The following is a 12,564-nucleotide window of genomic DNA, read 5'->3' as shown; positions in this document are numbered from 1 at the left end:
CCATGACAGCCACCGACCACGCCGTGGAGCTGATCCGGACCGCCGCGCTCGCCGCCTCCGACAAGCTCGCCACCGACCTGCTCGCCTTCGACGTCAGCGAGCAGCTCGCCATCACCGACGCCTTCCTCCTCGCCTCCGGCGCCAACGACCGCCAGGTGCGGGCGATCGTCGAGGAGGTGGAGGACAAGCTGCGCGAGGCCGGCGCCAAGCCGATCCGGCGCGAGGGCCACCGCGACGGTCGCTGGGTGCTGCTCGACTACGGCGACGTGGTCATCCACGTCCAGCACACCGAGGAGCGCGAGTTCTACGCCCTCGAGCGGCTCTGGCGCGACTGCCCCAGCATCGACCTGCCCGCCGAGGTCCACGGCCCCGACAGCTCCGGTGGCTGACGCCCGGCAGTGCCGGCGGATCGTGCTGCTCCGCCACGGCCGCACCGAGTGGAACGCCAGCAGCCGGATCCAGGGCCAGAGCGACGTCGGGCTCGACGACACCGGCATCGAGCAGGCCCGCGCCGCCGCGCCGGTGATCGCGGCCCTGCGGCCCTCGCTGCTGGTCTCGAGCGACCTCGTCCGCGCCCGGCAGACCGCCGACGAGCTCGTCAAGGAGACCGGCCTGACGGCGTCGTACGACGCCCGGCTGCGGGAGTTCCACCTCGGCGACTACCAGGGACTGACCCACGAGGAGCTCGCTGCCAAGTCCCCCGAGGGGTACGACGCCTTCCGCCGCGGCGCGTGGGACGCCGTTCCCGGGGCGGAGCCGGTCGCCGCGGTCGCCACCCGCTACGTCGCCGCCCTCCGCGACCTGGACCGTGCGCTCGGGCCCGGTGAGACCGCGGTCGCGGTCTCCCACGGCGCGTCCATCCGGCTCGGCGTGGTGGCCTTCCTCGGCTGGCCCGTGGGCACCGCCCACGACCTGCGGCCTCTCGCCAACTGCGGGCGGGTCGAGCTCGAGGAGCGTGCGGACACGGGGGAGTGGGCGCTGGGCGGCTACAACCTGGTCGCCTGCTGAGCCGCACCCCGATTTCACCTCGCCGGGGGCGGTTGGCTAGTATTCCGCAGGTTGCTCCGCCCGCCGGGCGGGACAGTGATCTGGGGCTGTGGCGCAGCTGGTAGCGCATCTGCATGGCATGCAGAGGGTCAGGGGTTCGAGTCCCCTCAGCTCCACCGGATCGAAGGCCGGCCCGCGGGCCGGCCTTCCGCCATTTCCCAGCAGGAACCGCTAACCCCAGTCTTGACTCGTTCCAGATAAGTGGCAGACTGGCGGCCGTGACCACCACCCCGGACTTCGAGCAGATGCTGCGCGGGGCCGCCCTCCGGGTCACCCGTCCGCGGCTGGCCGTGCTGGCCGCCGTGCACCGGCATCCGCACGCCGACACCGAGTCGATCATCACCGCCGTGCGGGAGGACCTCCCGGAGGTCTCCCACCAGGCCGTCTACGACTCGCTGCACACCCTCACCGGTGCCGGCCTGGTGCGCAGCATCAAGCCGGCCGGGTCCGTCGCGCGCTACGAGACGCGCATCGGCGACAACCACCACCACGTCGTGTGCCGCTCGTGCGGGCGGATCGCCGACGTGGACTGCGCCGTCGGGCACGCGCCGTGCCTGACGGCCTCCGACAACCACGGCTTCGCGATCGACGAGGCCGAGGTCCTCTACTGGGGCACCTGCCCCGACTGCTCGACCAGCAAGTCCTGACCGCAACAGCCCACCGAAAGGTTGACGATGACCGAGAACCAGGACCACCCGCCCGTCCCCGCCGACGGGAGCCCGCAGGGGGTGGACCGCAAGGCCGAGAGTGGCTGCCCGGTCGCCCACGACGGCGTGACCTCCCACGGCAGCGAGAGCGAGAACCCTGCGATCGACTCTCCGCAGCCCAAGGCCCACCGACCGCGGTCCAACCGGGACTGGTGGCCCAACATGCTGGACCTCTCGGTCCTGCACGCGCACAGCGACGCCGGCAACCCGCTCGGGGCCGGCTTCAGCTACCGCGAGGAGTTCAAGAAGCTCGACGTCGAGGCGCTCAAGCAGGACATCGTCGAGGTGCTGACCACCTCCCAGGACTGGTGGCCCGCCGACTTCGGGCACTACGGCGGCCTGATGATCCGGATGAGCTGGCACCAGGCCGGCACCTACCGCGTCTTCGACGGCCGCGGCGGCGCCGGTGACGGCGGCCAGCGGTTCGCACCGCTCAACAGCTGGCCCGACAACGCCAACCTCGACAAGGCGCGCCGCCTGCTGTGGCCGGTGAAGCAGAAGTACGGCCAGAAGATCTCCTGGGCCGACCTGCTCGTGCTGGCCGGCAACGTCGCCCTCGAGTCGATGGGCTTCAAGACGTTCGGCTTCGCCTTCGGCCGCGAGGACATCTGGGAGCCGGAGGAGATCTTCTGGGGCCCCGAGGACACCTGGCTGGGCGACGAGCGCTACAGCGGCGAGGACCGGCAGCTGGCCGAGCCGTTCGGCGCGGTGCAGATGGGTCTGATCTACGTCAACCCGGAGGGCCCCAACGGCAACCCGGACCCGCTCGCCTCGGCGCGTGACATCCGCGAGACGTTCGCACGGATGGCGATGAACGACGAGGAGACCGTCGCGCTCATCGCCGGTGGTCACACCTTCGGCAAGACCCACGGGGCCGGCAACGCCGACCTCGTCGGTCCCGAGCCGGAGGCCGCCCCGCTGGAGGAGCAGGGCCTGGGCTGGAAGAGCAGCCACGGCACCGGCAAGGGCGGCGACACGATCACCTCCGGGCTGGAGGTGACCTGGACCTACCACCCCACCCGCTGGGACAACGAGTTCTTCCACATCCTGTTCGCCTACGACTGGGAGCTGATGGAGTCCCCGGCCGGGGCGCACCAGTGGCGCCCGAAGAACGGCGCGGGCAGCGACATGGTGCCCGGGGCCCACGAGGGCGACCCGCGCCGCGAGCCGCGGATGCTGACCTCCGACCTCGCGCTGCGCTTCGACCCGGAGTACGAGAAGATCTCCCGCCGGTTCCTGGAGCACCCCGAGCAGTTCGCGGAGGCCTTCGCCAAGGCCTGGTACAAGCTGCTGCACCGCGACATGGGTCCGGTGGGTCCGCACATGCTCGGCCCCTGGGTGCCCGAGCCGCAGATCTGGCAGGACCCGGTGCCGGCGGTCGACCACGAGCTGGTCGACGAGCAGGACGTCGCGGCGCTGAAGGGCAAGCTCCTCGACTGCGGGCTCTCGGTCTCCCAGCTGGTCAGCACCGCCTGGGCGTCGGCCGCCAGCTTCCGCAAGACCGACAAGCGCGGTGGCGCGAACGGTGCCCGCATCCGGCTCGAGCCGCAGCGCAGCTGGGAGGTCAACCAGCCCGAGCAGCTCGCCGCCGCGCTGGAGGCCATCGAGCGTGTGCAGGAGGAGTTCAACGCCGCGCAGACCGGTGGCAAGAAGGTGTCGCTGGCGGACCTGATCGTGCTCGGCGGCTGCGCCGCCGTCGAGAAGGCGGCGCGCGACGCCGGCGTCGAGGTCACCGTGCCGTTTCGCCCCGGCCGCACCGACGCGACCCAGGAGCAGACCGAGGTCAGCTCGGTGAAGTACCTCGAGCCCCGCGCCGACGGCTTCCGCAACTACCTGCGCCCCGGCGACAAGGTGCAGCCGGAGACGCTCCTGGTCGACCGCGCCTACATGCTCGACCTGTCGGCCCCGGAGATGACGGTGCTCGTCGGCGGCATGCGCGCCCTCGGTGGCAACTACGCGCAGAGCAGGCACGGCGTGCTGACCGACCGGACCGAGGTCCTCACCAACGACTTCTTCGTCAACCTGCTGTCGCCGGGCACGACGTGGAAGGCGTCGGAGGGCGAGGAGAACGTCTACGAGATCCGCGATGCCGCGTCGGGCGAGGTGAGGTGGACGGCCACTGCGGTCGACCTCATCTTCGGGTCCAACTCGCAGCTGCGGGCGCTCTCGGAGGTCTACGCCAGCGACGACGCCAAGGAGAAGTTCGTGCACGACTTCGTCGCGGCCTGGACCAAGGTCATGGAGCTGGACCGGTTCGACCTGCGCTGACCTCTCCAGCACCACCTGCGGAGGCCGTCCCCTCGGGGGCGGCCTCCGTGCCGTTCCGGCCCAGCCACCGGGCTGGCAGGATGGCGCCATGACGGATGCTCCCGACGACAGCGGCATCGAGTACGTCCACGCGCCCGACCTCAGCCGCTACGAGATCCGCGACGACGACGTGCTCGTGGGGTTCGCGGAGTACCGGCTGCCCGACGACGTCCACGTCGACTTCGTGCACACCGAGGTCGACGACGAGTACGGCGGCCGCGGCCTCGCGGGAGGCGTCGTCCGGTTCGCGCTCGAGGACGTGCGCGGTCAGGGCAAGCGCGTCATCCCGCACTGCCCCTACGTCGGCAAGTGGATCAGCCGGCATCCCGAGTTCGAGGACATCACCGACCGTCCGTAGCAGCGGCTACCCGAGCCAGGCGCTGGCCAGGCCGACCACGGCGCCACCCGCGACGTACCACGCGCTGTTGAGCCGGGTCCGCCACAGCAGCGCCAGCGTGACGAGCGCGATGGCGACGGTCAGCGGATCCACCAGCGCCTCGCGGGCCAGCTCCCAGGAGACCCCCGCCATCAGGGCGAGCGCGGTGGTGTTGACGCCGTCGAGCAGGGCGGAGGTCCACGCCCGAGAGCGGAGCCAGCCGGCGAGCCGGGTGATCAGCCCGACGAAGACGAAGGACGGCAGGAAGATGGCGACCGTCGCGAGCAGTGCTCCCGGCACGCCGGCCACCAGGTAGCCCACGAACGTCGCCGTGGTGAAGAGCGGCCCGGGGGTGACCTGGCCGATCGAGACCGCGTCGAGCAGCTGCTCGCGAGTGATCCACCCGAGACGCTCGACGAAGTCGCCCTCGAGGAAGGCGAGCAGCACGTAGCCGCTGCCGTAGAGCACCGCGCCGATCTTGAGCATGGTGAGGAACAGCTGGGCCAGCTGACCGCCTGTGGGATCACTGAACACCGGTGTGCCGGCCAGCAGGGGGACGCCGAGCAGCTGGTGCCGATGGCCGGCGAGGCGGCGGGCGGCGTGCGCGACCGCCGCCAGGGCCGCGCCCCCGAAGAGCACCGCCAACTCCGGCACCCCGACCAGGTACGACGCCAGCGCGGCCACCGCCAGCAGCACCAGCCACGGTGACTTGAGCACGGTTCGCCCGAGACCGACCAGCGCCCAGGCGATGATCGCGACGACCGCGGGCACGATGCCGTAGAGGGCCCCCTCGAAGGCCGGCGTCTCGCCGTGCTCCACGTAGGCCCACGCCAGCGCCGTCACCATCACTGCGGCAGGCAGGATGAAGCAGGCCCCGGCCACGACGAGACCGCGCCATCGGGCCCGGTCGTGCCCGAGGTGGATGGCCAGCTCGGTCGAGTTCGGCCCGGGGATGAGGTTGGTGGCACCCATCAGGTCGGCGAAGCGCTCGTCGGTGACCCACCGCCGCCTGCGGACGAGCTCCTCGCGCATCATCGCGATGTGCGCGGCCGGCCCCCCGAAGGCGATCGTCCCGAGCCGGAGGAAAACACCGGCGACCTCCCGCACCGAGCCGCGTGACACCGGGTCCCTGTCAGTCATGATGTCGGTCATGATGCCGGTCCGCCCGGCCGGAGACGTCGCCACCGTGCCGCCGTAGCGACGGGTCGACCGTGCTTCACCGGCAGGCCACCTCTGTGGGGGGCGGGGTTCATCGGCGGGTGGTCGGCTTCGCGCATGACTTCTGTGCGACCCGAGACCCGCCCCCTGCTGCCCCTCACGCCCCAGGGCAACCGGCACGGCTCCCGCTCCCACCTGACCTGCTTCTTCCGCTGCGGCAACGCCTGTGACAAGCCCGAGCCGAACCCGACGACGCACCCGCACATCCGCGACGAGATCACCAAGGCCGTCGCCCGCCGCAGCGTGCTGCGCGGCGGCGCGGTCGGTGCCGGGGCGCTCCTGGTCGGCGGCGTGGTCAGCCACCAGGGCCTGGCCGCCGCTGCGACCGCCGGCCCGGCGGCCGCGGCAGGGGCGGCGGGACGCGGCGGCCCGCTCGCCACTCTCGCCTTCAGGCCGGTCGCGCCCAACCGGCGCGACTCGTTCACGACGGCGAGGGGCTTCGCGCACAACGTGGTGATGCGCTGGGGTGACCCGGTCGTGAAGGGCGCGCCCGAGTTCGACCCCTACCGGCAGAGCGTCGAGGCGGCCGAGAAGCAGTTCGGCTACAACTGCGACTACGTCGGCGTCCTGCCCCGGTCCCGCAACACCGCGCTGATGGTCGTCAACCACGAGTACACCGACGAGAACCTGATGTTCCCCGAGGGCGTCTACACCGACGACGAGATCAAGCGGATCGCGATGACGAACCACGGCATGTCGGTGGTCACCGTGAAGCGCGGCGCCGTCCCCGGCTCGTGGTGGCGCACCTACCTCAAGCACAGCCCACAGAACCGCCGCATCCACATCCGCACCGCGTTCCGGCTGACCGGCCCCGCCGCCGGCGACGACCGCCTGAAGACCTCGGCGGACCCGACCGGCCGGACCGTGCTGGGCACCCTCAACAACTGCGCCGGCGGAACCACGCCGTGGGGCACGGTCCTCTCCGGCGAGGAGAACTTCAACCAGTACTTCGACGCCGGTGAGGGTCTCGACCCCCGCTACACCGCCGAGTACCGGCGCTACGGGATCTCGGGCAGCGGCCGCGGGTGGAGCAGCGTCGACCCGCGGTTCGACCTCTCGAAGGAGCCGCACGAGCCGCACCGCTTCGGCTGGGTCGTCGAGGTCGACCCCTACGACCCCACGTCGACCCCGGTGAAGCACACGATGTTGGGACGCTTCAAGCACGAGGGCGCCAACGTCACCATCGCCCGCAGCGGCCAGGCCGTCGCCTACATGGGTGACGACGAGCGGGGCGACTACCTCTACAAGTTCGTCTCGGAGGACAAGGTCGACCGGTCGAAGGGCGCCCGCGCCCGCCGGCGCAACATGAGGCTGCTGACGAAGGGCACCCTCTACGTCGCGAAGCTGACCGGCGACGGCACCGAGGACGGGCGGTTCGACGGCACCGGCACCTGGATCCCGCTGTGCTCGGACAAGGAGTCCTTCGTCGAGGGCATGTCGGTCGCGGACGTGCTGCTCTTCACGCGGCTGGCGGCCGACAAGGTGGCACCGACCAAGATGGACCGCCCCGAGGACGTCGAGGTGAACCCGGTCAACGGCAAGGTGTACGCCGCCCTGACCAACAACTCCAACCGCGGCCGCGAGACGATGCCGGTCGACGAGGCCAACCCGCTGTCGACGTCGAAGGTCAAGGCCAGCCCCGGCGCCCCGCTGACCGACGCGTCCGGCAACCGCAACGGCTACGTCCTCGAGATCACGCCGCGCAACGGCCGCCACGAGTGGCGCACCTTCACCTGGGACCTGTTCCTCGTGTGCGGCGACCCCGAGGCCCCGGAGACGTGGTTCGGCGGGTTCGACAAGTCGAAGGTCAGCCCGATCAGCTGCCCCGACAACGTGGCCTTCGACACCGCAGGCAACCTGTGGGTCTCGACCGACGGCAACGCGCTCGGCGGCAACGACGGCGTCTTCCGGGTGCCGGTCGCCGGCCCGAACCGCGGTCAGGTCCAGCAGTTCTGCACGGTCCCGAAGGGCGCGGAGGCCTGCGGGCCGCTGCTCGTCGACGGCGACCGCTCGCTGTTCGTCGCCGTCCAGCACCCCGGCGAGGTCGACGGTTCGACTTTCGCGTCGCCGGCCAGCACCTGGCCGCACTCCGACGACTTCCCGCGGCCCTCGGTGGTCGTGGCCTACCGGTCCCGGTGACGCGGGTCAGGTGATGGTCATGCCCCCGTCGACCGGCAGCGTCTGGCCGGTGATGTAGCCGGCCGCGTCGGAGGCGAGGAAGACCACGGTCGCCGCGAGCTCCCGCGGGTCGCCCTTGCGGCCCGCGGGAATTCGCATCTGCTGCTGCTCCAGGTAGCCGGGCGGGTACTGCTCGGTCATCTCGGACTCGAAGAAGCCCGGCGCGATGGCGTTCACCCGGATGCCCTTCCGGGCGGTCCACTGCTGGGCGAGGTCGCGGGTCATCCCGATCAGGCCGGCCTTCGAGGCGGCGTACGCGGCCTGCGGGAGCCCGGCGGTGGTGATGCCGAGCACCGAGGAGATGTTGATGATGCTCGAGCCCGGCTGCATCACCCGGCCGCACGCCTGGGCCATCCAGTAGCAGCCGTTGAGGTTGACGTCGATCACCTGGCGGAACTGCTCCGGCGTCTCCCGCGTCGCCGGTACCGCGGTGCCGACGCCGGCGTTGTTGACGAGGATGTCGACCCTGCCCAGCTCGGCGACGGCGGCGTCGACGAGGGCCTGGCACGACGCCGGGTCGGCCACGTCGGTCGCCACGGAGACGGCCCGGCGTCCGGCGTCCTCGACGAGACGAGCCGTGTCCGCGAGACGCTCCACGCGCCGGGCCCCGAGGGCGACGTCGGCGCCCGCCTCGGCGAGCGTGCGGGCGAACTCCACGCCGAGGCCCGAGCTGGCGCCGGTGACGACGGCGACCTTGCCGTCGAGACGGAACATCGAGGACAGATCGGTGACGGTCATGCGGGCACCCTAGTGCGGTCGCCGCGGCCCGGCGTCGCGCGGTACCATGGCCGGGTGCGGATGAGCCTGCTCCTTGCCTAGCCGCGTCGACCAGCGACGAAGAGTCGACGCGGCCGCCCCTCGATGCCCGAGGGGCTTTTCTGTGTCATGAGCAGGGAAGAGACGAGGGAGCCCCAGATGAGCGAGACCGGCGTCAACCAGGACGTCCACTACGACGTGCACGCCGTGGAGGAGAAGTGGCTGCCCGTGTGGGAGCGGCTGGACCCGTTCCGCGCCGACGACGCCGCCGTGGTCTCGGGTGAGCGCGAGAAGCGCTACGCGCTCACGATGTTCCCCTATCCGAGCGGCGACCTGCACATGGGCCACGCCGAGGTGTTCGCGATCCACGACGTGATCGCCCGCTACTGGCGGCTGCGCGGCTACGAGGTGCTCAACCCGATGGGCTGGGACTCCTTCGGGCTGCCGGCTGAAAACGCCGCCATCCGCAACGACGAGCACCCGGCGACGTACACCTACGCCAACATCGAGACGCAGTACTCCTCGATGCGCCGCTACGGGGTCAGCTTCGACTGGTCGCGCCGCCTGCACACCTCCGACCCGGAGTACTACCGGTGGACCCAGTGGCTGTTCCTGAAGCTGCGCGAGCAGGGGCTGGCCTACCGCAAGAACAGCCCGGTCAACTGGTGCCCCAACGACCAGACCGTGCTGGCCAACGAGCAGGTGCTGGCCGACGGCACCTGCGAGCGGTGCGGGGCGGAGGTCACCAAGAAGGAGCTCACGCAGTGGTACTTCCGGACCACTGCCTACGCCCAGGAGCTCCACGACTCCCTGGACGACCTGCAGGCCACCTGGATCGGCAAGGTCGTCAACGCTCAGCGCAACTGGATCGGCCGGTCCGAGGGCGCCCACGTCACGTTTCCGGTGGAGGGCCACGACCCGATCACCGTCTTCACCACGCGCCCCGACACCCTGTTCGGCGCGACCTTCATGGTGGTCGCCGCCGACGCGAAGCTCGCGGCCGAGCTCTGCGCGCCCGAGCAGCGCGAGGCGTACGACGCCTACCTGGCCGAGGTGCGCAAGGCGACCGACATCGACCGGCTGGCGACCGACCGCCCCAAGACCGGGGTGTTCCTGGGCGTCCATGCCCTCAACCCGGTGACCGGTCAGCCGATCCCGGTGTGGGCGTCGGACTACGTGCTGGCCGACTACGGCACCGGCGCCATCATGGCCGTGCCCGGGCAGGACCAGCGCGACTGGGACTTCGCCGAGGTCCACGGCCTGCCGATCGTGCGCACGGTGCAACCGCCGGAGGACTTCGACGGCTTGGCCTACACGGGCGCCGGCCCGGCGATCAACTCGGCCAACGACGAGGTCTCCGTCGAGGGTCTCGACGTCGAGGACGCGAAGCGGACGATCATCGACTGGCTGGAGGCCAAGGGACTGGGCACCCGGACGGTCAACTTCCGGCTCCGCGACTGGCTGCTCTCGCGCCAGCGGTACTGGGGCGCGCCGATCCCGATCATCCACTGCCCGGCCTGCGGCGAGGTCCCGGTGCCGGAGGACCAGCTGCCGGTCGAGCTGCCGGACCTGCGCGGCGCCGACCTGAAGCCCAAGGGCACCTCGCCGCTCGGCGCGGCGACCGAGTGGGTGACGGTGGCCTGCCCGACGTGTGGTGGCGAGGCGCGCCGCGACACCGACACGATGGACACCTTCGTCGACTCGTCGTGGTACTTCTTCCGCTACCTGTCGCCGCACGACGACCGCCGGGCGTTCGACCCCGGGCTGGCCGAGGCCTGGGGACCGGTCGACCTGTACATCGGCGGTGACGAGCACGCCGTGCTGCACCTGCTCTACGCGCGGTTCTTCACCAAGGCGCTGCGCGACATGGGTCTGCTGGGCTGGGACGAGCCGTTCTCGGCGTACCTCAGCCAGGGGAAGGTGATCAACAACGGCCGCAAGATGAGCAAGTCGCTGGGCAACGGCGTCAGCCTGGGGGACCAGCTCGCGGAGTACGGCGTCGACGCGGTCCGGCTGACGCTGGTCTTCGCGAGCCCGCCGGAGGACAACATCGACTGGGCCGACGTGTCGCCCAGCGGCTCGCTGCGGTTCCTGCAACGCGCCTGGCGGCTGTCCGGCGACGTCACCTCCGAGCCCGGGGCCGACGTCGCCGGCGGCGACCCTGCGCTGCGCCGGGTCACGGCGCGGACCATCGCCGACGCAGAGCAGCTGCTGGAGTCCTACCGCTTCAACGTCGTGGTCGCCCGGGTGATGGAGCTGGTCAACGCGACCCGGAAGGCGATCGACTCCGGCTGCGGTCCGGCCGACCCCGCGGTGCGTGAGGCGGTCGAGGCGGTGGCGATCCTGCTGTCCCTGGTCGCGCCCTACACGGCCGAGGAGATGTGGGAGCGGCTGGGCCACCAGCCGTCCGTCGCCCAGGTCGGCTGGCCCGCGGTGGACCCGGCTCTGCTGGTCGAGGACACGGTCACGGCCGTGGTCCAGGTGCAGGGCAAGGTGCGGGCACGGCTGGAGGTGTCTCCACAGGTGAGCGACGCCGACCTCGAGGCCGCGGCGCTGGCCGACCCCACCGTCGCGAAGGCCATCGACGGCCGTCCCGTCCGCAAGGTGATCGTGCGGGCTCCCAAGCTCGTCAACATCGTGGTCTGATCTGAGCGTGGGCAACGTCGCGCTCGTCACCGACTCCACCGCGCACCTCCTCCCCGACGCGGAGAAGGAGCACGGTGTGTGCGTGGTGCCCCTGCAGGTCGTCATCGACGACGTCGCCTACGACGAGGGGTCCGCGGAGGCCACGCCGCAGCGGGTCGCGGCGGCCCTGCGCGAGAAGCACGCGGTGAGCACGTCGCGACCTGCTCCCGCGGTCTTCTCAGAGCTCTACCAGCGGCTCGCCGACGAGGGCGCCAGCGCCGTCGTCTCGGTCCATCTCTCCGCGGAGGTGAGCGGCACCTTCGAGTCGGCGCTGGTCGCCTCGCGGACCGCTCCGATCCCGGTGACCTGCGTGGACACCCGGCAGGTGGGAGTGGCCACCGGCTACGCCGTGGAGTCCGCCGCCGCGGTGGTGGCGGCGGGGGGCGGCGCGGAGGAGGCGGCCGAGGCGGCGCGGGCCCGCGCTGCCGCGGCGACCTCGCTGTTCTACGTCGACTCCCTGGAGTACCTGCGCCGTGGTGGCCGGATCGGCGCCGCGGCCGCGCTCCTCGCCGGAGCGCTGGCGGTCAAGCCGCTGCTCGGCATCGTCGACGGCGTGGTGGCGCCCCGGGAGAAGGTCCGCACCTCAGCGAAGGCGATCGCGCGGCTGGAGGCGCTCGCCGCGGAGGCGGCGGGCGACCGGCAGGTGGAGGTGACCGTCGCCCACCTCGACGCCGCCGAGCGCGCCGAGGCACTGACGGAGCGGGTCACCGAGCAGCTGGCCGACCGGCTCTCCGGGCGCGAGGTGCGGCTGGTCGAGCTGGGCGCCGTGCTGGGGGCGCACGTCGGGCCGGGGATGCTCGCCATCTGCGTGGCGCCGCTGCCCTGAGGCGCCTGAGGCGTCCGAAGCAGCGCTGGGCGCCGCCTGCTCTCCACAGCGCGGCGTGCGGCGACCGCTGTCCACAGGGCGGTGGAGCGGGTGGGGCGAGAGGCGACGGCTCCTGCCTAGCGTGCCGCCATGCACGCCCGACGAGCAGGCCCGCGGTCCGAGCCGACGCGTGACGACGCCGCCGCACGACGGCTCGCGTTGATCGCGGCCGACCTCGGCGCGCCGAGCGTCGCCGAGGGGTCCGCTGCCACCGCCGCCCCGGACACGGAGCCGGCGTGGTGGGCCGACCACACCCGGGTCGTGGCCCAGCCGGACCAGCCGGTCCAGTCGGACCAGTCGACCCAGCCGGCCCGGCCGGTGGAGTCGGTCGGAGCCCAGGAGGGCGCCGAGCCGCCGGCGGTGCCGCGTCCGGGGCGCCACGCGGCGCGGCGGCGGACGGGGCTGCGTCCGCTCTGGCGCCGGGC

The 12,564-nt window shown here is 72.0% G+C and carries 10 protein-coding genes, 1 tRNA gene and 1 pseudogene; 10 read left to right on the top strand and 2 right to left on the bottom strand.

What is annotated here, in order from left to right; translation table 11 throughout:
• Nucleotides 1–2: 2 nt before the first annotated feature.
• The 6 genes and pseudogenes from rsfS to ACPOLA_RS16765 form a co-directional block, all read left to right on the top strand.
• Nucleotides 3–389, top strand: coding sequence for a ribosome silencing factor (rsfS, locus tag ACPOLA_RS16790; protein WP_435771648.1), 387 nt, complete (start codon nt 3–5; stop codon nt 387–389).
• Nucleotides 382–1,008 carry a histidine phosphatase family protein gene (locus ACPOLA_RS16785; protein ID WP_435771647.1) on the top strand — a complete coding sequence of 209 codons (627 nt, stop codon included), beginning with the start codon at nt 382–384 and terminating at the stop codon, nt 1,006–1,008. Before rsfS ends, ACPOLA_RS16785 begins: the two co-directional genes overlap by 8 nt.
• An 82-nt stretch (nt 1,009–1,090) precedes the next feature.
• Nucleotides 1,091–1,163 (top strand) — tRNA-Ala (locus tag ACPOLA_RS16780).
• Between the two features lie 129 nt (nt 1,164–1,292).
• Nucleotides 1,293–1,694, top strand: coding sequence for a Fur family transcriptional regulator (locus ACPOLA_RS16775; protein WP_435771675.1), 402 nt, complete (start codon nt 1,293–1,295; stop codon nt 1,692–1,694).
• A gap of 27 nt (nt 1,695–1,721) precedes the next feature.
• A complete protein-coding gene (gene katG, locus ACPOLA_RS16770; protein ID WP_435771646.1) occupies nt 1,722–4,022 on the top strand; it encodes a catalase/peroxidase HPI in 2,301 nt (766 codons plus the stop codon).
• An 85-nt stretch (nt 4,023–4,107) separates the two neighbouring features.
• Nucleotides 4,108–4,419: pseudogene (locus ACPOLA_RS16765) on the top strand (GNAT family N-acetyltransferase); the annotation flags it as partial.
• Nucleotides 4,420–4,425: 6 nt separating this feature from the next.
• Here ACPOLA_RS16765 and chrA read toward each other — a convergent pair.
• Nucleotides 4,426–5,577 (bottom strand): chromate efflux transporter, encoded by a 1,152-nt coding sequence (gene chrA, locus ACPOLA_RS16760; RefSeq protein WP_435771645.1) that lies wholly within the window; start codon nt 5,575–5,577, stop codon nt 4,426–4,428.
• A gap of 135 nt (nt 5,578–5,712) precedes the next feature.
• Here chrA and ACPOLA_RS16755 point away from each other — a divergent pair, with 135 nt between their 5' ends.
• A complete protein-coding gene (locus tag ACPOLA_RS16755; protein WP_435771644.1) occupies nt 5,713–7,794 on the top strand; it encodes a PhoX family protein in 2,082 nt (693 codons plus the stop codon).
• Between the two features lie 6 nt (nt 7,795–7,800).
• Here the strand turns inward: ACPOLA_RS16755 and ACPOLA_RS16750 are convergent, their stop codons facing one another.
• Complete coding sequence (locus ACPOLA_RS16750) at nt 7,801–8,571, bottom strand: SDR family NAD(P)-dependent oxidoreductase (RefSeq protein ID WP_435771643.1); 771 nt, start codon at nt 8,569–8,571, stop codon at nt 7,801–7,803.
• 177 nt (nt 8,572–8,748) lie between these two features.
• Here ACPOLA_RS16750 and leuS point away from each other — a divergent pair, with 177 nt between their 5' ends.
• From leuS to ACPOLA_RS16735, 3 genes are all read left to right on the top strand, one after another.
• Nucleotides 8,749–11,235, top strand: coding sequence for a leucine--tRNA ligase (gene leuS / locus ACPOLA_RS16745; protein ID WP_435771642.1), 2,487 nt, complete (start codon nt 8,749–8,751; stop codon nt 11,233–11,235).
• 7 nt (nt 11,236–11,242) lie between these two features.
• Entirely contained in the window at nt 11,243–12,100 is an 858-nt protein-coding gene (locus tag ACPOLA_RS16740; RefSeq protein WP_435771641.1) for a DegV family protein, read from the top strand.
• A gap of 129 nt (nt 12,101–12,229) precedes the next feature.
• Nucleotides 12,230–12,564 (top strand): hypothetical protein (locus ACPOLA_RS16735; RefSeq protein ID WP_435771640.1); only part of this gene is annotated, 335 nt, incomplete at its 3' end.

The sequence above is a fragment of the Nocardioides proteolyticus genome, assembly GCF_051280635.3.
Taxonomy (GTDB): domain Bacteria; phylum Actinomycetota; class Actinomycetes; order Propionibacteriales; family Nocardioidaceae; genus Nocardioides.
The sequence above is the reverse complement of the archived record's forward strand: the minus strand, read 5'-3'. Positions and strand labels throughout refer to the sequence as shown.